Here is a 20,594-nt window from a genome sequence, read left to right as displayed (position 1 = left end):
ATCCAGGTGAGTTCAGGTCAGGGTCGGGTAAGTCAACCACGGCCCGCGGCACGGACGGCGCCTTGCCCGTCCTCGTCAGCCGTGTGCCCGAGACGGCTCGACAGGTCAACTGCCGCATCCTGCAGGCTCTTGAGATAGCTGGCGTGGTTCTTCAGCCCGTCCTCGCGCGGCGCCACCAGGCACAGCGTCGCCACGCAGATGCGGCCTGCCTGATAGACCGGCACGGCAAAGCAGTGGGTGAAGGTCTCGACCGCACTGTCGAAGGTGTAGTAGCCGACGCGGGACGCCTCGCGCACTTCGGCGATGAAGACCGCCGGGTCGAGCCACTGGCCATTGGGCAAACGGAAATCCTCCTTCGGGATGAAATCGAGGATTTCCTGGTTGCTCATATGCGCAACCAGCAGACGACCGGACGCCGTCCACGGGATCGCCACCGGGTCGCCGACATTGGACGAGATGCGGAACGGGCGGGAGCCCTCCTTCATCTGGGCGACGGTGTATTTGCTGCCCTCGAGCAGGCACATCTGCGCCGTTTCGCGCGTCTCCTCGGCGATGTGGGTCAGCAGCTTGTCGCACTCGCGCATAAGGTCGAACTGTTCGGCATAGGCCATGCCGAGGAAATAGAGCTTGCGGCCGAGGAATACGCGGCCGTCGTCGCCGCGGTACTCCAGAACACCCTGCCGCACCAGCAGGTTGACCAGTTCGTAGATCGAGGAGCGCGGCGCGCCGATGCCCGAGGCGATCTCGTTGGGGCGCAACGGCTGACGCTTCAGGCGCAGGAAATTCAGGATCTCGAAGGCGCGGTCGAGACCGCGCGCCCGCCTGTTGGTCATGTCGTCCGAAACTTCGTCCATGTACCGCCTCCCCGGGAACGCCGAGCAAAAAACCTTATGCCGTCACGGGTGCCTTGTAGGCGACGCAATCGATCTCGACCTTGCAATCGACCATCATACTCGACTGCACGCAAGCGCGAGCCGGCGGGTTGGCGCCGAAATACTCGGCGTAGACGCCGTTGAACGACCAGAAGTCCCGGGGGTCGTCGAGCCAGACGCCGACGCGCACGACGTCCTCCAGGCCGTAGCCGGCTTCGTCGAGGATGGCGATCAGATTTTCCATCGTCTTGCGCGTCTCGGCAATGACCCCGCCGCCGACGATCTCGCCGTTTTCCATGGCGACCTGACCGGACACGTGGAGCCAGCCATTGGCCTCGACGGCGCGGGCGAAAGGCAACGCCTGCTTGCCTGCCCCGGTCTGGCCGGTGCCGTAGCGCTTGATCGTCATGCTAATTCTCCGAATGTCAGTTGAAAGTTGAGGTCTTGAGGAACTCCGCCAGCCGCTCGGTCTGCGGCTTGTGGAACATCTCGCGCGGGTTGCCCTCTTCGCCGATACGGCCCTGGTTCATGAAGATGACGCGCGAGGACACTTCATAGGCAAATCGCATCTCGTGGGTGACGAGCAGCATGCTCATGCCGTCCCGGGCGAGGTCCTTGATGACCTGCAGCACCTCGTTGACCAGTTCGGGGTCGAGCGCCGAGGTGACCTCGTCGAACAGCATCAGCTTGGGGTTCATGGCAATGGCGCGGGCGATCGCCACGCGCTGCTGCTGGCCGCCGGAAAGCTGGCCCGGGTAGCGGTCGCGACGTTCGGCAAGGCCGACGCGGTCGAGCCACTTCTCGGCCAGGCCGCGCGCCTCGTCGCGGCGCATGCCCTTGACCTTGACCAGCCCGAGCATGACGTTTTCGGCCGCGCTCATGTGGGGGAACAGGTTGAACTGCTGGAAGGCCATGCCGGTCATCGCGCGCTGACGGGCGATTTCCTTTTCCTTCTTGCGGCGCCGTGTGCCGCCCGAAGTCTCGTAGCCGATCTCCTCGCCGTCGATGCGGATCGAGCCGCCCTGGAACTCCTCCAGCATGTTGATGCAGCGGAGCATCGTGGTCTTGCCGGAACCGGACGAGCCGATGATCGAGATGACGTCGCCTTGCGCCATGGTGCAGTCGACGCCCTTGAGCACTTCGACGTCGCCGTAGCGCTTATGCAGATCGCGGATTTCGAGAAGGTTGCCGGTCATGGGGTCGGCCTCAAGATGGAATGGAGGTTTTGCGTTCGACGTAGCGGCCGAAACGCTCGATGCCGTAGTTGACGGCGAAATAGAGGAAGCCCGCGAAGAAATAGAACTCGAGGCTCATGAAGGTGCGCGAGATCAGTTCCTGCGTCCTGAGCAGCAGCTCGGCCACGCCGATGATCGACAGCAGCGTCGAGGCCTTGACCATCTCGGCAGCGGTGTTGACCCAGGCGGGCAGCACCTGGCGCAGCGCCTGCGGCCCAAGCACATAGGCGAACGTCTGCGGGAAAGTCAGCCCGATCGCCTTGGCGGCTTCCGTCTGGCCCTTGGGGATCGACTGCAGCGCGCCGCGCACGATCTCGCCGACATGCGACGAGCAGAACACTGCAAGTGCCAGCACGCCGGCCTGGAACGGTCCGAGATCGATGCCTATGGTGCCGAGCACGTAATAGCTCGCCAGAACCAGCACCAGCACCGGCGTGCCGCGAATGAAATCGGTGTAGCCGCGCACCAGCCACCGCAGCGGCTTGGCGCCATAGGTCAGGGCTAGGCCGACACCAACTCCCAGGACCGTGCCGACGAGGATCGCCAGAACCGAGATGGAAACGGTGACGCCGATGCCCTTGAGGATCGGAATGCGGGCAAGCCACAGCGTTTCGAGGAATGCAACGAGATCCATGTCGATCACCTCGGAATGGACATGCGCCGCTCGAGCTGACGCAGCAGGGCTGCGAGCACCGAACAGGTGGCGACATAGAGGCAGCTTGCGACGATCCACGTTTCGATGACGCGGAACGTCTCGACGTTGATCTTGCGTGCCTCGAAGGTCAGTTCCGGCACGGCGATGGCTGCGGCTAGCGACGTGTCCTTGAACAGCGAAATCAGGGTGCTCGACAGCGACGGCAGCACGTTGCGCAGCATCAGCGGCATGACGATCGAATTGCGGATCTGCGACTGCGTCAGGCCGATGGCCAGCCCGGCTTCCTTCAGCCCGTTCGGCACCGCAAGGAGGCCGCCGCGGAAGACCTCGGCGAGATAGGCGCCCGAATAGAGCGCCAGCGTGGCGACGAAGCTCTCGATCTTGCCGAGGCGGATGCCGAGTTGGGGCAATGCGAAGAAGGTGAACAGCACCAGCACGAGGATTGGCGTGTTGCGGATGATGGTGACGTAGATGCGCGCGGGATGGCGCAGCGCTCCACGCTTCGACAACAGGCCGAAGGCGGTGATCAGGCCAAGCACGCAGCCGATGGCGATCGCCACGAAAGCAAGCCCCAGGCTGAGCGCCAGGCCGAGGAGCAGCTGGTCGAAGCTGCGCCAGACCGCCGAAAAATTGAGGGTGTAACCCATGGTGCCGTCAGGTTCCGATCAAAAGGAATGGCGCGGCCGGTGAGACAGGGGCCGCGCCATCATCGAGCTTACTTGTACTCGACCGGGAAACCGATCTGCGGCGGGGCAATCTCCTTGCCGAACCAGGTCTTGTAGGAGTTGGCGTAGAAGTCGAACTCGACACCGGTCATCGCCTCATGCAGGGCGGTGTTGACGAAGTTCAGCCAGTCCTGGTCGCCGCGCTTGACGCCGCAGGCATAGGTCTGCGGGTTCCAGCCATAGCCGGCGTCCTTGTAGCGGTCCGGGTTCTGCTTCATGTACCAGGCGAGCGACGACTGGTCGGTGGCGACCGCGTCGGAACGGCCCGATTCCAGCGCCTGGTAGATCAGGTCGACGGACTCGTACTGGTCGACCTTCGCCTCCGGCAGTGCCGCATGCACCATCGCCTCGGCATAGACGTTCTGCAGCACAGACACGGTCACGCCCGAGCCGGCAGCCTTGAGCGCCGCATAGTCGGCATGCTTGCTGTCGCCCTTCAACATCAGGCCAACGCCTTCGCGGTAGTAGGGAATGGTGAAGGCGATCTGCTGGGCGCGCTCGCCGGTCACTGTCATGAACTGGCAGGTCAGGTCGACCTTGTCGGTGGTGATGTTGGGGATGCGCGCATCCGACGACTGGTTGACGTATTCGATCTTGTCGGGGTCGCCGAACAGCGCCTTGGCGACGATGCGCCCCATGTCGACGTCGAAGCCCTGGAGCTTGTCGTCGGCGCTCTTGAAGTGCCACGGCGCGTTCGTGCTGCCGGTGCCCAAGACCAGGTGGCCCCGCGCCAGAACCTCATCGAGCCTGCTTTTTTCCTGCGCGCCTGCAGGCATAGCGGTCGTCAGCGCGGCGGCGGCTGCGGCCGCCAAGAGATAAGCCTTCATCTCACCAATCCTCCCAGGGAAAATTTCTCTAAACCAATGTCCATTATTGTGGACATCTGTCCTGAATAATGGATTGACGTATCAAAATGCACACGGCATTGTTTGTCAAGCGGTTCGGAGGCAAGGTCCCCGACGTTCCGATTTGGAGGCAAAGCCAGGCATGTTCGACAAGATCCAGACGCCCGCCGTATTGGTGGACATCGATGTGGCGAAGCGGAACATCGAACGCTTCCAGGCCTATGCCGACAGCCACGGTCTGAAGGTCCGGCCGCACATCAAGACGCACAAGCTGCCGGCCATCGCCGAAATGCAGCTCGACGCGGGCGCTGTCGGCATCACCTGCCAGAAGATCTCGGAAGCGGAAGCCATGGTCGCCGGCAGCGACCGGCTGAACGACGTGCTGATCACCTACAACATCCTGGGCGATGACAAGCTCGCCGCGCTCGTCGCACTCGCGCGCAAGGTCAGGCTCGCCGTGGTGGCCGACAATGCGACCGTGATCGACGGGCTGTCTGCGGCATTTGCGGATGCAGGCGTCACGCTCGATGTCTTCGTCGAATGCAACACCGGCGCCGACCGCTGCGGCGTCGGCTCGCCCGAGGCAGCCGCCGAGTTCGCCTCGCGCATCGCCTCAGCGCCGGGCCTGCATTTCGCCGGGCTGATGACCTATCCGCCGGTCGGCGGCGCGGCCAAGGTCCAGACCTTCATGACCGAGGTCAAGGCGCTGATCGAGGCCAAAAGCATCGCGGTTCCCGCCATCACCTCAGGCGGTTCGCCCGACATGATGCTGGCGCATCTGGTGCCCGCCACGACCGAGTTCCGCCCCGGCACCTATGTCTACAACGACCGCTCACTGGTCGCCCGCGGCGTCTGTAGCTGGGACGATTGCGCGCTGACGGTGCTTGCCACCGTCGTCTCGGTGCCCGCGCCCAACCGCGCCATCATCGACGCCGGTTCAAAGACGCTGACCTCCGACCTGCTCGGTCTCACCGGCTACGGCCATGTCCTCGGCCGCCCCGACATAGCAATCGACCAGTTGTCGGAGGAACACGGCCGCCTGCGCAGCGAGGGCGACATCGGCCTCAAGGTCGGCCAGCGTATCCGCGTCGTGCCCAACCATGCCTGCGTCGTCACCAACATGGTCGACGGGGTCCATGTCTTCGGCGAGGACCGCGCCCCCGAACTGTGGCCGGTGCCGGCGCGCGGCAAGATCATCTGAACCGCACCATCCAAAGAAAAGGCCTCCGGGGTGCTGCACCCGGGAGGCCTTTTTGATTTGAGGCTGACCTGCGTTTAGCGAACGACCAGCACCGGCACCTTGCTGTTGGTCAGCACTTCCACCGTCTGGCTACCGAGGATCAGGCGGCCGAGGCCGCGGCGGCCATGCGAGGCCATGACGATGAGGTCGCAGCCACGGTCGCGCGCCACCTGGTTGATCGCCTCGGCCGCCCACATCTCTTCGACACGCACCGCCTCGGCATTGACGCCAAGCTTGTCGGCCTGGCCCTTGGCGGCATTCAGCACCTTGGCGCCATATTCCTCGCCGGCCTTCTGGTAGGACACGATATCCTCTGCGGTGGCTACCGGGCCGTACATGCCGGCGGAGGCAAAGATCGGCGCCGGCTCGGTGACGTTCATGATCGTCACCTTGGCACCGATGCCCTTGGCGAGGCTCAGGCCATGGTCGAGGCCCTTCTGCGCCAGTTCCGAACCGTCGGTGGCGATGAGAATGTGGGTGTACATCAGGCTCTCTCCATAAGCTTCGTGTCAATCCAGGCTGCGAACCTCGCCCGGACGTCACGGTCGGGTCAAGGCCAAGCCGAACGCCCCCCATGCCGAGACCGGCTGATCAGTTCCGGCAGATTTTGGCCGGCAAGCCTTCGGGACTGCGTTTTGCCTCCGCGCCGACGGAGAAGGTCGCGCATTCCAGTGTGTCGGCCATTTTGGCGCCGTTGAGGTCGAACTCCATCGGCTGCGCGCCACCTGGGAAAACCTGACGCCCCAGAATCCAGGTCAGCTGGTTGCGAACGATTTCAGGGTCCAGGTCAGGCGAACGCCTGATCACCGCGTCGACGCCGAACTGAGGGTTCGCCAGGCAGTCGTGCCAGGCCTGGCGGGTGATCGCCCGCAGCTTGCCGGCCAGGCCCGGCTCCTGATCCAGCACCGAATTGAGCGCCACAAGCGCCCCTGAATAGGTGTCGAGCCCGTTGTCGGCGAAGTAGAGGAAATCGAGGGCGCTGGTGTCATGACCGCGCATCTGCATGGCAAACTTCAGCGTCGCATCGAAGCAGGTCGCAGCCAGCACCGAGCGTGACGCCACCATCCGATCGCGCTCCTCCGGCTGGACGCCGAGATAGGTGTAGCTGTCGGGGGCATAGCCGTTGCGCTTGAGCAGCAGCGGCAGCAGCCGCGCCGAGGTGTCGCCGTTCGGCCCGCACAGGGTGCTGCCGGGAACGTCGGCCAGTGACAAGCGCTTGCCGTCGGAAAGATAGCCGAGGCAGCAGGGCGTGTGCTCATAGATCGGCACGAGGCACGAAATGTCGGTCTCGCCAGTGCGCAGCGCGCGCTCGAACACCGAGGATACATCACCGAATCCAATATCTGCCTCGCCGCCCACCAAGGCGCGCGTCACCAGCGACGAGCTGAAGCCCTCGACGAAGGTACAGGACAGGCCATGGTCACCGAAATAGCCAGCGTCGACGGCGTGCAGAAACGGCGAATTCTGTCCCTGAAACAGGTAGTTAAGCTTGAAACGCAGTTCCATTCCACAAAACCTCGAACTTTCGGAACGGCCGTTCTTGAGAATCAGATTCTCCAGAAACTATTGTATCCAAAGCGATTGCCGTCCTTGGTGGCTTTAGCAATTTGCGATATAACCCAAACATTCAGTTTTCAAGCAGCCCATTCAAGGAGTGATCATGGGAATTGTGCGGACAGCCCTGCTGGGCCTCATTGCGGTCTTCGGCGTGAGCACGGCAAGTGCGCAGGATTACAAGGCCGCCCTCGTGACAGCCGACACCATCACGGTCGGCACGTCGGGTTCGGCTCCGCCTTTCAGCATGACCAACGCCGCGGGCGAGCTTGAGGGCTTCGACATCGACGTCGTCAATCTCGTCGCCAAGCAATTCGGCCTTACCGCCAAGTTCGAGAAGCTCGACTTCGCCGGCCTGCTGCCGGGCCTGAGCGCCGGCCGCTTCGACCTCATCGCCTCGGGCGTGACGCGCACACCAGAGCGCCTGGCGTCGAAGGACTTCTTCCTGCTGTCGCCCTACATCGTCAACGGTGCCGCCATCACCCGCCGCGAGGCCGACACCGGCATCGCCAGCTGGAAGGACGTCTGCGGCAAGACCATGGGCGCGGTGCGCGGCGGCGTCTTCCAGAAGGTCGCCAAGGAAAAGCTGCCGGCCGACTGCCTCACCGAAAGCCGTGAGTATCCCGGTGCGACCGAGCTGTTCCTCGATCTCGAGAACCGCCGCATCGACTTCGCCGCGCATGACTTCCTCGGACCGAAATATCTGGCCAAGTCGGGCAAGCTGACGGGCACGGTCACGCTCGACGACCTGCTGACGACCATCACCCAGAGCGTCGCCGTCAACAACAAGAACAAGCCGCTGGCCGACGCCATCGACGCCCAGTTCGAAACCTGGCGCAAGGACGGCACCCTGCAGGGCCTGGCCGACAAGTGGTTCGGCGCCTCCATCGACTGGTCGAAAGCGCAGTAGACAGCGTTCCCGGAGGGGCGGCCGGACATGGAAATTGCAATTGCCTGGCTGCCGCGACTGCTGGTTGCGGCAGCGCTCACGATTGCGCTGTCGGCGGTGATCTTCACCCTGTCGGCAGCGTTCGGCCTCCTGCTTTCGCTGGTCCATTACGGCCGTGAGAAATCGCTGCCGCGTGCAAGCATCGAGGCGTTCAGCGCCTTCTTCCGCTCGGTGCCGGAACTGGTCGTGCTGTTCCTGTTCTTTTTCGGCGGACCGCAGATAGGTGTCGACTTCGGCCCCATCGGCTCGACGATCATCGCCTTCACGCTGGTTGGCATCGCCTTCGACTACCAGGTGTTCAAGGGCGCGCTGAAGGCCATTCCATTCGGGCAATATGAAGCCGGGCTCGCGCTCGGCCTGCCCAAACCGGTGGTGTTCCTGCGCGTGCTGGTCCCGCAGATCCTACCGTTGGCGCGCAAGGGCTGGATCACCTATGCCATCGGCACCGTCAAGCGCATGTCGATCGCGTCGGCAGTGTCGGTCAGCGAGATCCTCTATGTCACCAAGCAGGGCATCGCCGCCACCAACGCGCCCTTCACCTTCCTGACGCTGGCCGTCGGGCTCTACATCCTGATCGTCACGCCGCTGCTTGTGTTCAACGAGCGCAAGCCCAAGCAAGCGGTGGCACGATGAACATCCTGCTCGATCCGACCTACCAGCGCATGCTGCTTGACGGGCTCGGCATGACGCTGCTGATCTCGGTGATCGTCATCATCGTGTCGAACCTTCTGGCGCTGCCGCTTGCCATCTACATGCAGCGGCCCAATGGAGCCTTCCGGCGCCTGATCATCGCCTACAGCTTCTTTGCCCGGGCGGCGCCCGTGCTGGCATTGCTGTTTGCGCTCTATTACGGCCTGCCGCGGCTCGGCATTTATCTCGAGCCGGTGCCTTCGGCGCTGATCGGCCTGATCTTCGCCTCGACCGCCTACAATCTCGAATTCCTGCGTTCGGGCTTCGAAAGCGTGCCCCAAGGCCAGCTCGACGCCGCAAGGGCGCTCGGGCTGAAGCCCTTCGCCATCTATTGGAAGGTGATGATCCCGCAGGCCTACCGGCTGGCGGCACCGTCGCTGTTTTCCAACGCCATCCAGATGGTCAAGGGCAGTTCGCTCGCCAGCCTGGTCGCCATCGACGAACTGACCGCTGCCTCGACCACGATCATCGCCGAAACCTACAAGGCGATCGAAGTGTTGCTGGTCGTATCGGTGTTCTACCTGCTGATCGCAGCCGTCATCATCGGCCTGCAATATCTCTACGAATCCCGCCAGCGCCTGAGCCGGCGATAAGGGCGGGTTTCAGAGAATACGCTTGCCGAAGGCGGACATGACGAAGTTGACCGCTTCGGCGGCGACGCGCGGCTCGTTGTCACCGCCAAGACCGGAAACATCCATCGACAGCATGCCGCCCGAGAGCGCTATCGTTTCCATCGCCTGGTGCGTTTCGCGCACGGTCATGCCGCCCGATCCGCCACTCCATCCGGCGATTTCGGTGGCCGACGGCGAATAGCTGACATGGAACCCGGTCGTTCCGGCGGAGGCGATGCGGATCGCCTCGCGCATCACCTCGCGCATGCCGGAACCGTCGATCTCGGCCATGGTGAAGGCGGTCACGCGCGAATCCTTGAGGATGCGCACCTCGGCCGGGTCGGCCTCGCGCAGGCCGACCAGCACGACATTTTCGGGCGACAGCTGCGGCTGCAGCGCACCGGGCTTGTGGTCGAGGCCAAGCGCCCGTGCCAGCACCGAGCTTTCCGGTACGTCGTCGCCGTCTTCGCCTTCGGGCATCAGGGCGGCGATGGAATCGATCCAGATCAAGCCAAAGGAATGCGTCGCCTCGGCTGCAGCGGCCAACGCTTCGGACGCAGTGTGCCTGTCGGCGCCGGCATGCAGCCTGAGAAGGCCGGCCGGCGGGTGCTCGGCATCGGCGATCTCGACCACGTCGAACTGCATCTGCTCGAGCCGGGCACCGGCTGAGTGCCGTGCGAACACGGGTCCGGCCTCTGCGTCGGCAATGATCGAGACCATGCGGCGGCCGGTGAAGTCGGCGATGTCGTGCATCGGCGCCTTCTCGACATATTCCGAGGTCATCGCCGTCAGCAGCGCGCCATAGTTCATGTGGAAGCTGACACGGTCGCCGACGGAGAGCGGCGGCTCGGCATCGGTGATGTCGAGCACCAGATGGTCGCTCGAGGCACCAAGCACGCGCACGCCCGAATTGATCGGCACCAGCCCCTCGATCATCGTGTCCTCGCGGCCGATATTGGCGATGCCACGCAGCCGGTCGCCCTCGTCGACGAAAACCGGCTGGTTGCCGAAGGCGTCGTAGCCGGATTCGCCGATCGGCAGCGACGGCTTGGTCTTGACCTCGATCAGGTCGCCGGCGAGCCTGAAGGCGTTGAATTCCAGCTCCCGCCACGGCTCTTCGCGGAAGGTTTCGTAGCCGCCCTGCAGGATCGCCTCGCCGATGCGCAAATTGTTGATGCCGGCAGGCATCTTGCCTTCGAGCAGGAGCGGCAGCGACGACGAGTTGCCGCCCGACACCCAGTCGAGGCTGATGCCGGCAAGCCGCTCGACCTTGTAGGCATAGGCGACGAGCTGGCTGAGGTTTTCCTCGCTCGGCATGATGGCGCCGAAGCAGGTCAGGTTGGTGCCGAGGCCGGCGATGCGCACGCCCGGCAGTTCAAGCACGCGCTCGACTGTCGGCAAAAGGTCGTTCGGCCAGATACCCTCGCGCAGGTCGCCGAGGTCGACCATCAGCATGATGTCGTGGACGCGGCCGATGCGCTGGGCGATGCGCGAGATCTCGCGGATGATCTCCAGCTCCGACTGCAGGCTGATGTCGACGGTGCGCACCACCTCCTCGACGCGCGAGATCGGCGGACTGCGCAGCAGCATGATCGGGCAGCCGATGCCGCTTTCGCGCAGGCGGCGGATGTTTTCGAAGCGCGACTCGGCAAGCCCCGCCACACCGCCGCGCAGCATGGCACGCGCCACCTGCGGCATGCCGCAACTGCCCTTGGTGACCCCGAACACCTTGATGCCGGATTGCGCGCTGCGCTCCACGACGGCGCGGGCGTTGCGCTCGACGCGACCGAGATCGATGGCGACTTGCGGTCCCGACATGGCAGCACCTTAGCCCTTGTAGACCAGTCCCGTGGGGTCGATGTCGGGTTTGCGCCCCGCCACCAGGTCGGCAAGGAATTTGCCGGAACCGCAAGCCATGGTCCAGCCGACATGGCCGTGGCCGGTGTCGAGATAGAGCCCCTTGTAGCGGGCGGGGCCGATGACTGGCACCGAGCCCGGCATCATCGGCCGCAAGCCGGACCAGACCTCGGCCTTGGCCCGGTCGAAGGCACCGGGGAACAGTTCCTGGCCCGTCTCGAACATCCGCTTGAAGTCCGACGGCTTGTGGCTGCGGTCGAAGCCGGTGAATTCGGCCGTCGAGGCCATGCGCAGACGGTCGCCGAGGCGCGAATAGGCGACCATCCGGTCCTCATCGACGCCGCCCATGGTCGGACCTTTCGACGGGTCGTCCATGGTGACGGTCGCGGTGTAGCCCTTGACCGGATAGACCGGCAGGTCGATGCCGTTGCGGCGGCCGAGAAGGCCGCTCTCCGGTCCCATGGCGATGACCACGGCGTCGGCATCGAGACGTCCGGCCGAGGTCTTCACGCCGGTCACACGGTCGCCTTCGACGATCAGGTCCTCGACCGTGGTGTCGAACATGAACTTCGCGCCAAGCTTCTGTTCGGCATAAGCGGCGAGCGCTTCGACGAACATGCGGGAATCGCCTGTCTGGTCCATCGGCGAATAGACGGCGCCGGCGATGCTGCCCCTGGCTGCGGCCAGCCCGGGTTCGAGTTCGGCCATCCTGAAACGGTCGACAACCTCGATGTCGAGCCCATGCTCGGCGAGGAAGCCGTACATCCTGGCGCCGTGATCCAGGCTTTCCTGCGAGCGGAAGAAATACATGATGCCGCGGGCGCGCTTGTCGTAGCCGATGCCTGTCTCGGTCGAGATCTCGTTGATGCACAGGCGCGAATAGAGTGCGAGCCTGAGCTTGGCTTCGGTGTTGATCCTCATCCGGGCATTGGTGCACTGGAACAGGAAACGGAAACTCCAGGCATAGAAATACGGATCGAGCCCGAGCCGGACCTTGATGCCGAGGTCGGGCGTGTAGAGTGATTTGATGAAGGTCTTGAGCGCTGCCGGCGAGGCCCAGGCGGTGGCGTCGCCTGGAGACACCAGGCCGGCATTGGAGTAGCTGGTGCCGCGCGCCGCCGCCGGATGGCGCTCGACGACCGTGACGTCATGGCCGTCGCGGGACAGATAGAAGGCGGCCGCAGTTCCCACCACGCCCGCCCCGAGAACGAGGATTTTCATGTCGCACCCTAGTCGACATCAGGCTCTGTCGGGAACCCTTTACCGTCGGGAGCCTGGCTCCTCCTGGCCACCTTTTAGCGCCTGTCGCGGCAGATTTCGAGAGAGCGGCGCAGAAATCCACCACTTGGGCCTTATCAGCCCCCGGCGGAGTTCTTGCGCGACAGCTGCTGCTCCCAGTTGAGTGCGTCGTGGACGATCGCATCGAGATCGTCGCGCTGCGGGTTCCAGCCGAGTTCGCCACGTGCCAGGTCGGAATTGGCGACCACCGAGGCGGCGTCGCCAGGGCGGCGCGCACCCATCTCCACCGCGAAATCGGCGCCATGGACGCGTCGCACGCTGTCGATGACCTCGAGCACCGAATAGCCGTGGCCATAGCCGCAATTGGCGACGAGATTGCCGCCGCCGGCGCGCAGTCGGGCGAGCGCCAGGCGATGCGCCGCGACGAGATCGGAGACATGGATGTAGTCGCGCACGCAGGTGCCGTCGGGCGTGGCGTAATCGTCGCCGAAGACCTGCATCGACGCCCGCTTGCCGAGTGCGGTCTCGCAGGCGACCTTGATCAGGTGGGTAGCGCCCTTGGTGGACTGTCCGGTCCGCCCCTTGGGGTCGGCGCCGGCGACGTTGAAATAGCGAAGTGCGGTATAGCGCAGCGGGTGGGCGGCGGCGGCGTCACGCAACATCCACTCGCTCATCAGCTTGGACAGGCCGTAGGGCGATTCCGGCGCCAACCGGGCGTCCTCGACCACCGGTTCCATGCCGGCTGCGCCATAGACCGCGGCGGTAGAGGAAAAGATGAAGTGCTTCACCCCCTCGCGCACCGCCGTCTCGATCAGGCTGCGAGTCTTGCAGGTGTTGTTCTCGTAGTAGCCGAGCGGATCGGCGACCGATTCCGGCACCACGATCGAACCGGCGAAGTGGATGATGGCGTCGATACCGTGATCCCGGATCAGCTGGCCGAGCAATTCCTTGTCAGCGACGTCGCCTCGCACCAGCGTCGCTTCCGGCGCCACGGCCCATTCGAAACCGGTCGACAGCCGGTCGAGCACGACCACCTGTTCGCCCGCATCGAGCAGTTCCCACACCATGTGGCTGCCGATATAGCCCGCACCGCCCGTCACCAGGACCGCCATTTGCAACTCTCCCCGTCAATTGCCGCCTGACCTTGTCTAGCGCAAAACAAACGCACAAGGCGAGGTGCGGCGTGCCCGGCCATTCCGTCGCAGCGGAATTTGATCCACATCAAGGGACTTTTCGGCGTTCTGTGGTCGTTTGAGGGTGTCGAGGGCGTGGCATTTTGACCAAAAACGGTCGATGGACGCCGAAGCAGCCGTTGATTATGCTCACGGCTGAAAAATTGGGACGTCCAGATGAACTACCAGCGGTTTTTCGAAGAAGCGATCGACCAAATCCACGCCGAGCGCCGTTATCGCGTGTTTGCGGATCTGGAGCGCATCGTCGGCAAGTTCCCGCGCGCCATCTGGAGAGCCAACGGCAAGGCCGAGGAAATCACCGTCTGGTGCTCGAACGACTATCTCGGCATGGGCCAGCATCCCGACGTGGTGGCGGCCATGCAGAAGGCGGCCGGCAACATGGGCACCGGTGCCGGCGGCACGCGCAACATCTCCGGCAACAACCATCCGCTGGTCGAGCTCGAGCTTGAACTCGCCGACCTGCACGGCAAGGAAGCCGGCCTGGTCTTCACCTCGGGCTTCGTCTCCAACGAGGCCGCGATCTCGACCATCGCCCGGCTGCTGCCGAACTGCCTGATCCTGTCGGACGAACTCAACCACGCCTCGATGATCGAAGGCGTGCGCCGCTCGGGCGCCGAAAAGAAGATCTTCCGCCACAACGACGTCGCCCACCTCGAAAGCCTGCTGCAGGCGGCGGGCCGCGAGCGCGCCAAGCTGATCGTGTTCGAGAGCGTCTATTCGATGGACGGCGACATCGCGCCGATCGAGGCGATCGCCGACCTCGCCGAGAAGTACAACGCCATGACCTATATCGACGAGGTCCACGCGGTCGGCATGTACGGTCCGCGCGGCGGCGGCATCACCGAGCGCGAGGGGCTCGCCCATCGCATCGACATCATCGAGGGCACGCTGGCCAAGGCATTCGGCACGCTCGGCGGCTACATCACCGGCACCCGCGAAGTCGTCGACGCCGTGCGCTCCTACGCACCGGGCTTCATCTTCACCACCGCGCTGCCGCCGGCGATCGCCGCCGCGACCACTGCGTCGATCCGCCATCTCAAGAACTCGCAGGCCGAGCGCGACGCCCAGCAGCGCCAGGCGACGCACGCCAAGCAGGTGCTTGCCGACGCCGGATTGCCGGTCATGGAGTCGCCCACGCATATCGTGCCGATCCTCGTCGGCGATCCGGAACTGTGCAAGATGGCCTCGGACCGCCTGCTCGGCGTCCACGGCCTCTACATCCAACCGATCAACTACCCGACGGTGCCGCGCGGCACCGAGCGGCTGCGCATCACGCCGACGCCGTTCCATACCGATGAGCTGATCGCCGAACTCAAGCTTGCGCTGGTCGAGACGTGGAATGCGCTCGGCATTCCCTATCGCGGCGCCGGCCATACCGAGGTTGCGCAGAGCGACCGCATCATCCCGCTTCTGGTGCCCAAGTCCGGCGGCTGAGGCCGCCGACCAATTCAAAAAGAAAGGCCCGAAACCATGCCGGTTCCGGGCCTTTCTTTTTGGGTTTCATGCGGCGGCTATTGCGCGTTGATCCACTTCGCCAGCCGGTGCGCGGCCTCCTCGACCTGGTCGAGGCGGCGGTGGAAGCAGAGCCGCAGGAAACCTTCGCCACCGGCGCAGAACGCCGTGCCCGGAGCCACCCCGACCGCCGCCTTGTCGACGATGTCGAAGGCAGCCCGCTCGGCATCCTTCATGCCGTCGACGGAGAAGAACAGGTAGAATGCTCCCGGCGGCACGCTGAAGCGGACCTTGCCGGTGTCGCCCAGCACCTTGCAGACGATATCCCTCGCCTTCTGAGCCCGCTCGACCTGCGAGGCGATGAAACTGTCGCCCTCGTCGAGGGCGGCGATCGCGCCGCGCTGCAGGAACTGCGCCACGCCGGAGCTCGAATACTGGATCAGGTTCTCGAACATGCGGCTGAGCGACGGGTGCGTCTTCAGCCAGCCGACACGCCAGCCGGTCATCGCCCAGTTCTTGGAGAAGGTGTTGACGAACAGGATCTTGTCCTCGGGATCCATGATGTCCATGAACGACGCCGCGCGGCCGCCGCCATAGTAGAACAGTGCATAGATTTCGTCGGCGACGATCCACAGATCATGCTTGCGCGCGAGGTCCAGGATTGCCTGCAGCGTCTCGCGGTCGGCGGTCCAGCCGGTCGGGTTGGACGGCGAATTGACGAAGATCACCCTGGTCCTTGGCGTGATCGCCGCAGCGATCTTCTCGACGTCGCAGGACCAGCCATTGTCGGTCATGTCGAGCAGGACCGGCACCGGCTTGACGCCGGCAACACCTGCTGCGCCGGCGAAATTCGGCCAGGCCGGCGCGAGATAAAGTGCCTCGTCGCCCGCCCCTGCCGTCGCCTCCAGCGCCATGGTGATCGCTTGCATGCCGCCAATGGTGACGAGGAATTCGTCCTCGGAGAAGTCCATGCCGAAATGGCGCTTATGGTAGCGCGATATCGCCTGGCGCAGTTCGGGAATGCCGGCCTGCCATGTATAGAAGGTTTCGCCATTGGCGAGGCCGCGCGCCGCCGCCGAACTGATGAAGTCGGGCGTCGGCATGTCACCTTCGCCGGACCACAGCGGGATGAGGCCGGCACGGTCGCGGCCATAGTTTGCCACCGCCTCGATGCCGCTGACCGGCGCAAGGCGGGCCTCGGTGCGAACCATATCGATAAGGCTCATGATCATCCCGGGTTGACTGATGTTGACTGACGGCAGTAGCGGGGAGCCTAGCGCGCCGGCGCAAACGAAAGAACCCCCGGTGGTCCAGCCAGCCGGGGGTTTTCGAGATGCCAGCGCTTGCGTCTACTTCTTGGCGAGCAGGTCGCGGATTTCGGTAAGAAGTGCCACGTCGGCCGGCGGCGGCCCTGCCGGTTCGGCTGCCTTTTCCTTTTCCAGGCGCTTGCGCATCGTGTTCACGCCCTTGACCATCAGGAAGATGATCCAGGCGAGGATCAGGAAGTTGATGATCACGGTGAAGAAGTTGCCATAGGCGAACACCGCGCCCTGCTTCTTGGCTTCTTCAAGCGAAACGGCCGTCACTGACGACGACAGCGGCAGGAAGTAATTGGAGAAGTCGAAGCCGCCGAAGATCGCCCCGACGATCGGCATGATGATGTCTCCGACCAACGACGAAACAATCAGGCCAAAGGCACCGCCGATGATCACGCCGACGGCGAGATCCATCACATTGCCCTTGGCGATAAACTCCTGGAATTCCCTGAGCATAAAACCCTCCATGTACGATCTGCGGAAAGGCGAATCGTTCCCAGCATTCGTCGCTAAACGCCGCCACCATAGCAAAAACCGCCGGTTGCAAAACCCGCGAATGCAAATCGCCATCCGCTGCCCTAGGAGACAAGGATAATAGACTTGTCGGCGCAGCTGTGATTGCCTCACCGCAAAGGCAACAGACCTATCCAGGAGTGAGAACTTAGAGTGCAAGGCCTGGCCGTCGTCCTCATCGCCATCGCCTATGTGACGCTGCTGTTCGCCATCGCGAGCATCGGCGATCGAAGGGCTGCGAACTGGGGACCGGGGCGGCCGCGGCCGTTCATCTATGCGCTCAGCCTCGCCATCTATTGTACGTCGTGGACCTTCTTCGGCTCGGTTGGGCTTGCCTCGGAGCGCGGGCTCGAATTCCTTGCCATCTACATCGGCCCGGTGCTGGTCTTCATGTTCGGCTTTCCGCTGCTCAGCCGCATCATCAAGCTGGCCAAGGCCGAGAAGATCACTTCGATCGCCGACTTCCTGGGCGCGCGCTACGGCAAGAGTTTCGCCGTCGCCTCGATCGCCACCCTGATCGCCACTGTCGGCGCCATCCCCTATATCGCGCTCCAGCTCAAGGCGATCTCCGGCTCGGTCAGCCTGATGGTCGAGCACTACACCGGCTCGCCGCCCTCCTTCGATCCGTTCGTCAGCGACATCTCGCTGGTCGTGGCGCTACTTTTGGCGCTGTTTGCCACCCTGTTCGGCACGCGCCATGCCGACGCCACCGAGCACCAGAACGGGCTGGTGCTGGCGGTCGCGGTTGAATCCATCGTCAAGCTGGTCGCTTTCCTCGCCGTCGGCCTATTCGTCACTTTCTCGCTGTTCGACGGCCCCGGCGACATGTTGCGGAGCTTCGCCGCAACCGAGCAGGTCGGCGACGCCATGGGCTACCGCACCTCGCTCGGCACCTGGCTGGTGGTGACCGTCATCAGCGGCTTTGCCATCATCATGCTGCCGCGCCAGTTCTACGTGATGATCGTCGAGAACCGCAGCGAGAGCGAACTGCGCACCGCGACCTGGGTCTTCCCGGCCTATCTGGTGGCGATCAACCTCTTCGTGCTGCCCATCGCATTCGCCGGCCTGTCGACCGTCGGCACGGCCACGACCAGCGACCTCTACGTCCTGTCGCTGCCGTTGTTCCGGGGCCACGACCTGCTGGCCATGGTCGCTTTCATCGGCGGCCTTTCGGCGGCGACCGCGATGGTCATCGTGGCGAGCGTGGCGCTGTCGATCATGATCTCCAACGATCTCGTCATTCCGATCTTCGTGCGCCGCCTGATCAAGACCAAGGCCGGCGACACCGAGGACTGGTCGGCGATCATCCTGAACATCCGCCGTGCCTCGATCTTCATCATCCTGCTGGCAGCCTTCCTCTACTATCGCGAGAGCACCAACAACACGCGACTCGCCTCGATCGGCCTGATGTCCTTTGCGGCGATCGCGCAGTTCGCGCCGTCCTTCATCGGCGGGCTGATCTGGCGCCGCGCCAATGCACGCGGTGCAGCACTCGGCATGGCCGCCGGCATCGCCGTGTGGGGTTACACGCTGATGCTGCCGACGCTGGCGGCGCCCGACACCTCGATCCTCGCCGACGGGCTCTTCGGCATCGACGCGCTGCGGCCCCAGGCGCTGTTCGGCACCGCTGCCGAGCCGCTCAATCACGGCGTGCTGTGGAGCCTGGCGATCAACACGCTGTTCTTCGTCTTCGGCTCGCTGTCGCGCGCATCTGTGCCGCTCGAACGCATCCAGGCCTCGATCTTCGTGCCGCGCGATTCGAGCCCGATGCCGTCCCTGCGCCGCTTCCGCACCACCATCACCGTCAACGACCTGAAGGACACCATCGCCCGCTATCTCGGTGTCGAGCGCACCGAGCGCTCATTCCAGACCTTCCAGAGCGAGAGCGGCAGCAAGCTGAACGGCAACGATCCTGCCGGCATGGACGTCATCCGCTTCTCCGAACAGCTGATGGCGAGCGCCGTCGGCTCGTCCTCGGCCCGGCTGATCCTGTCGCTGCTGTTCAAGCGCGGCGACAACTCCGCCAGGGACACGTTCCGCCTGCTCGACGACGCCACTGAAGCGCTGCAGCACAATCGCGACCTGCTACAGATCGCACTCGACCAGATGGAACAGGGCATCACCGTCTTCGACCAGGATTTCCGCCTGATCTGCTGGAACCGGCAATACCGCTCGCTGTTCGACCTACCCGACGACATGGGCCAGGTCGGCGTGTCGATCGACCGCGTCCTCGCTTATCTGGTGGCGCGCGGCGACATTGCCCATACCTCGCGACTGACCACGCTCAATCGCTTGACCAGCTTCGGCGGCCCTTGGCAGGTCGAGTTGCAGACCAGCGGCAGGATCATCGAGATGCGATCCAACCCGATGCCCGACGGCGGCATCGTCGCCACCTACACCGACATCTCGGCGCGCGTCGCCGCCGACCTTGCGCTGAAACGGGCCAACGAGTCGCTGGAACAGCGGGTGAAGAGCCGCACCGCCGAACTGACCCGCGTCAACGAGGAACTGGCCCAGGCACAGATGCTCGCCGAGGAAGCCAATCTCGGCAAGACGCGCTTCCTTGCGGCAGCCGGCCACGACATCCTGCAGCCGCTCAATGCCGCACGGCTCTATTGCTCGTCGCTGATCGAGAAGGCCGGCAAGGGCAACGCCGGCCAGGCCGCGCGCAACATCGAATCCTCGCTGGAATCGGTCGAAACCATCCTCGGCGCCGTGCTCGACATCTCGCGGCTCGACGCGGGCGCGATGAAGCCCGCCGAAACCGTGTTCCGCCTCGACGGGCTGCTGCGCCAGATCGGCACCGACTTCCTGCCCATGGCGCGGGCCAAGGACCTCGAACTGGTGATCGTGCCGTCGACGCTTGCCGTGAACACCGACCGCAACCTTCTGCGCCGGCTGATCCAGAACCTGGTTTCCAACGCCATCAAGTACACCCGCAGCGGTCGCATCGTCGTCGGCGTCAGGCGGCGCGGCGAACTCGCCGAAATACAGGTGATCGACACCGGCATCGGCATTGCCGCCGACAAGCTCGGCACCGTCTTCCACGAATTCACCCGCCTCGACGACGGCATGCGCGAGGCACAGGGGCTTGGCCTCGGCCTGTCGATCGTCGACCGCATCGCGCGCGTCCTGAAGCTCGAAATCCAGATCGAGTCGCACAAGGGCCGGGGCACGCGTTTTTCGGTGATCCTGCCGGTCACCACCGCCGAGGAACAGCCTGCCACAGCGTCCGCCCGGCCGCGCATCGAGGCGGCCACAGCACTCAACGGCCTGACCGTCATCTGCATCGACAACGACGCCCGCATCCTCGAAGGCATGCGGCTGCTGCTCGAAGGCTGGGGCTGCCAGGTCAGGACCTATTCCGGTACGGAGGCGTTCGAGGCCGACCGGAGCGTCGGGCCGGCACCCGAGATCATCCTGGCCGATTATCATCTCGATGGCGAAAACGGCCTCGACGTCATCCGCACCTTGCGCGGCGCCTATGGTGAAGCGACGCCTGCGGTGCTGATCACGGCTGACCGCTCGAACGAGGTGCGTGCGGCGGCCGACCAGATCGACGTCGCCGTGCTCAACAAGCCGCTGAAGCCGGCCGTGCTGCGTTCGATGATGAACCGGATGCGGCGCATGGCGCACGCCGCCGAATAA

The 20,594-nt window shown here is 64.3% G+C and carries 19 protein-coding genes; 6 read left to right on the top strand and 13 right to left on the bottom strand.

The annotated features are described in order from the left end of the window. Positions 1-32: 32 nt before the first annotated feature. The 6 genes from WHT83_RS09250 to WHT83_RS09225 all read right to left on the bottom strand — a co-directional run bounded on the left by WHT83_RS09250 (position 33) and on the right by WHT83_RS09225 (position 4,314). Positions 33-854 carry an IclR family transcriptional regulator gene (locus WHT83_RS09250; RefSeq protein WP_406873602.1) on the bottom strand — a complete coding sequence of 274 codons (822 nt, stop codon included), beginning with the start codon at positions 852-854 and terminating at the stop codon, positions 33-35. 34 nt (positions 855-888) lie between these two features. Further along, a complete protein-coding gene (locus tag WHT83_RS09245; protein ID WP_108609317.1) occupies positions 889-1,281 on the bottom strand; it encodes a RidA family protein in 393 nt (130 codons plus the stop codon). 16 nt (positions 1,282-1,297) lie between these two features. Continuing rightward, a complete protein-coding gene (locus tag WHT83_RS09240) occupies positions 1,298-2,068 on the bottom strand; it encodes an amino acid ABC transporter ATP-binding protein (RefSeq protein ID WP_406873601.1) in 771 nt (256 codons plus the stop codon). A gap of 10 nt (positions 2,069-2,078) precedes the next feature. Then, a complete protein-coding gene (locus WHT83_RS09235) occupies positions 2,079-2,741 on the bottom strand; it encodes an amino acid ABC transporter permease (protein WP_183264024.1) in 663 nt (220 codons plus the stop codon). 5 nt (positions 2,742-2,746) lie between these two features. Next, complete coding sequence (locus WHT83_RS09230; RefSeq protein ID WP_406873600.1) at positions 2,747-3,409, bottom strand: amino acid ABC transporter permease; 663 nt, start codon at positions 3,407-3,409, stop codon at positions 2,747-2,749. A 68-nt stretch (positions 3,410-3,477) separates the two neighbouring features. Beyond that, positions 3,478-4,314 (bottom strand): transporter substrate-binding domain-containing protein, encoded by an 837-nt coding sequence (locus tag WHT83_RS09225; RefSeq protein WP_108609320.1) that lies wholly within the window; start codon positions 4,312-4,314, stop codon positions 3,478-3,480. A gap of 160 nt (positions 4,315-4,474) precedes the next feature. Here WHT83_RS09225 and WHT83_RS09220 point away from each other — a divergent pair, with 160 nt between their 5' ends. Next, on the top strand, positions 4,475-5,533 hold the full coding sequence (locus WHT83_RS09220; RefSeq protein ID WP_406873599.1) for a D-TA family PLP-dependent enzyme: 1,059 nt from the start codon (positions 4,475-4,477) through the stop codon (positions 5,531-5,533). Positions 5,534-5,607: 74 nt separating this feature from the next. Here WHT83_RS09220 and WHT83_RS09215 read toward each other — a convergent pair whose 3' ends face one another. Together WHT83_RS09215 and WHT83_RS09210 are read right to left on the bottom strand one after the other, a co-directional pair. Next, positions 5,608-6,057 carry a universal stress protein gene (locus tag WHT83_RS09215; protein WP_406873598.1) on the bottom strand — a complete coding sequence of 150 codons (450 nt, stop codon included), beginning with the start codon at positions 6,055-6,057 and terminating at the stop codon, positions 5,608-5,610. Positions 6,058-6,163: 106 nt separating this feature from the next. Further along, on the bottom strand, positions 6,164-7,078 hold the full coding sequence (locus WHT83_RS09210) for an ABC transporter substrate-binding protein (protein ID WP_406873597.1): 915 nt from the start codon (positions 7,076-7,078) through the stop codon (positions 6,164-6,166). A 154-nt stretch (positions 7,079-7,232) separates the two neighbouring features. On the opposite strand from WHT83_RS09210, the gene WHT83_RS09205 reads away from it, so the two are divergent. Genes WHT83_RS09205 through WHT83_RS09195 form a run of 3 tightly spaced genes read left to right on the top strand, consistent with a single transcriptional unit; the run spans position 7,233 to position 9,358 of the window. Beyond that, positions 7,233-8,036 (top strand): substrate-binding periplasmic protein, encoded by an 804-nt coding sequence (locus WHT83_RS09205; RefSeq protein WP_406873596.1) that lies wholly within the window; start codon positions 7,233-7,235, stop codon positions 8,034-8,036. A 27-nt stretch (positions 8,037-8,063) separates the two neighbouring features. Continuing rightward, on the top strand, positions 8,064-8,708 hold the full coding sequence (locus WHT83_RS09200; RefSeq protein WP_406873595.1) for an ABC transporter permease subunit: 645 nt from the start codon (positions 8,064-8,066) through the stop codon (positions 8,706-8,708). After that, on the top strand, positions 8,705-9,358 hold the full coding sequence (locus WHT83_RS09195; protein WP_108609331.1) for an amino acid ABC transporter permease: 654 nt from the start codon (positions 8,705-8,707) through the stop codon (positions 9,356-9,358). Before WHT83_RS09200 ends, WHT83_RS09195 begins: the two co-directional genes overlap by 4 nt. A 9-nt stretch (positions 9,359-9,367) precedes the next feature. Here the strand turns inward: WHT83_RS09195 and WHT83_RS09190 are convergent, their stop codons facing one another. The 3 genes from WHT83_RS09190 to galE form a co-directional block, all read right to left on the bottom strand. Next, entirely contained in the window at positions 9,368-11,194 is a 1,827-nt protein-coding gene (locus WHT83_RS09190) for an alanine racemase (RefSeq protein ID WP_406873594.1), read from the bottom strand. 9 nt (positions 11,195-11,203) lie between these two features. Next, a complete protein-coding gene (locus tag WHT83_RS09185) occupies positions 11,204-12,454 on the bottom strand; it encodes a D-amino acid dehydrogenase (protein ID WP_406873593.1) in 1,251 nt (416 codons plus the stop codon). 134 nt (positions 12,455-12,588) lie between these two features. Further along, positions 12,589-13,584, bottom strand: coding sequence for a UDP-glucose 4-epimerase GalE (gene galE, locus WHT83_RS09180; RefSeq protein ID WP_183264034.1), 996 nt, complete (start codon positions 13,582-13,584; stop codon positions 12,589-12,591). A 237-nt stretch (positions 13,585-13,821) separates the two neighbouring features. On the opposite strand from galE, the gene hemA reads away from it, so the two are divergent. Further along, positions 13,822-15,099 (top strand): 5-aminolevulinate synthase, encoded by a 1,278-nt coding sequence (gene hemA / locus WHT83_RS09175; RefSeq protein ID WP_318762470.1) that lies wholly within the window; start codon positions 13,822-13,824, stop codon positions 15,097-15,099. Between the two features lie 77 nt (positions 15,100-15,176). On the opposite strand, the gene WHT83_RS09170 is transcribed toward hemA, so the two are convergent. Together WHT83_RS09170 and mscL are read right to left on the bottom strand one after the other, a co-directional pair. Further along, positions 15,177-16,343: a pyridoxal phosphate-dependent aminotransferase gene (locus tag WHT83_RS09170; protein ID WP_183264036.1), complete on the bottom strand. Its 1,167-nt coding sequence runs from the start codon at positions 16,341-16,343 to the stop codon at positions 15,177-15,179. A gap of 123 nt (positions 16,344-16,466) precedes the next feature. Continuing rightward, positions 16,467-16,889 (bottom strand): large conductance mechanosensitive channel protein MscL, encoded by a 423-nt coding sequence (gene mscL, locus WHT83_RS09165; RefSeq protein WP_108609336.1) that lies wholly within the window; start codon positions 16,887-16,889, stop codon positions 16,467-16,469. Between the two features lie 210 nt (positions 16,890-17,099). Between mscL and WHT83_RS09160 the strand changes: the two genes are divergently transcribed. After that, positions 17,100-20,594, top strand: coding sequence for a NahK/ErcS family hybrid sensor histidine kinase/response regulator (locus WHT83_RS09160; RefSeq protein ID WP_406873592.1), 3,495 nt, complete (start codon positions 17,100-17,102; stop codon positions 20,592-20,594).

This window comes from Aminobacter sp. P9b (genome assembly GCF_045345995.1).
GTDB lineage: Bacteria > Pseudomonadota > Alphaproteobacteria > Rhizobiales > Rhizobiaceae > Aminobacter > Aminobacter niigataensis.
This window is presented reverse-complemented; position numbering and strand designations above follow the sequence as displayed.

Coding starts and splice junctions, on each gene's coding strand:
- WHT83_RS09210 (WP_406873597.1), bottom strand. CDS start 7,078: ATGGAACTGCGTTTCAAGCTTAACTACCTGTTTCAGGGACAGAATTCG.
- WHT83_RS09240 (WP_406873601.1), bottom strand. CDS start 2,068: ATGACCGGCAACCTTCTCGAAATCCGCGATCTGCATAAGCGCTACGGC.
- WHT83_RS09230 (WP_406873600.1), bottom strand. CDS start 3,409: ATGGGTTACACCCTCAATTTTTCGGCGGTCTGGCGCAGCTTCGACCAG.
- WHT83_RS09225 (WP_108609320.1), bottom strand. CDS start 4,314: ATGAAGGCTTATCTCTTGGCGGCCGCAGCCGCCGCCGCGCTGACGACC.
- WHT83_RS09205 (WP_406873596.1), top strand. CDS start 7,233: ATGGGAATTGTGCGGACAGCCCTGCTGGGCCTCATTGCGGTCTTCGGC.
- hemA (WP_318762470.1), top strand. CDS start 13,822: ATGAACTACCAGCGGTTTTTCGAAGAAGCGATCGACCAAATCCACGCC.
- WHT83_RS09185 (WP_406873593.1), bottom strand. CDS start 12,454: ATGAAAATCCTCGTTCTCGGGGCGGGCGTGGTGGGAACTGCGGCCGCC.
- WHT83_RS09245 (WP_108609317.1), bottom strand. CDS start 1,281: ATGACGATCAAGCGCTACGGCACCGGCCAGACCGGGGCAGGCAAGCAG.
- mscL (WP_108609336.1), bottom strand. CDS start 16,889: ATGCTCAGGGAATTCCAGGAGTTTATCGCCAAGGGCAATGTGATGGAT.
- WHT83_RS09170 (WP_183264036.1), bottom strand. CDS start 16,343: ATGAGCCTTATCGATATGGTTCGCACCGAGGCCCGCCTTGCGCCGGTC.
- WHT83_RS09235 (WP_183264024.1), bottom strand. CDS start 2,741: ATGGATCTCGTTGCATTCCTCGAAACGCTGTGGCTTGCCCGCATTCCG.
- WHT83_RS09200 (WP_406873595.1), top strand. CDS start 8,064: ATGGAAATTGCAATTGCCTGGCTGCCGCGACTGCTGGTTGCGGCAGCG.
- WHT83_RS09195 (WP_108609331.1), top strand. CDS start 8,705: ATGAACATCCTGCTCGATCCGACCTACCAGCGCATGCTGCTTGACGGG.
- WHT83_RS09220 (WP_406873599.1), top strand. CDS start 4,475: ATGTTCGACAAGATCCAGACGCCCGCCGTATTGGTGGACATCGATGTG.
- galE (WP_183264034.1), bottom strand. CDS start 13,584: ATGGCGGTCCTGGTGACGGGCGGTGCGGGCTATATCGGCAGCCACATG.
- WHT83_RS09250 (WP_406873602.1), bottom strand. CDS start 854: ATGGACGAAGTTTCGGACGACATGACCAACAGGCGGGCGCGCGGTCTC.
- WHT83_RS09215 (WP_406873598.1), bottom strand. CDS start 6,057: ATGTACACCCACATTCTCATCGCCACCGACGGTTCGGAACTGGCGCAG.
- WHT83_RS09190 (WP_406873594.1), bottom strand. CDS start 11,194: ATGTCGGGACCGCAAGTCGCCATCGATCTCGGTCGCGTCGAGCGCAAC.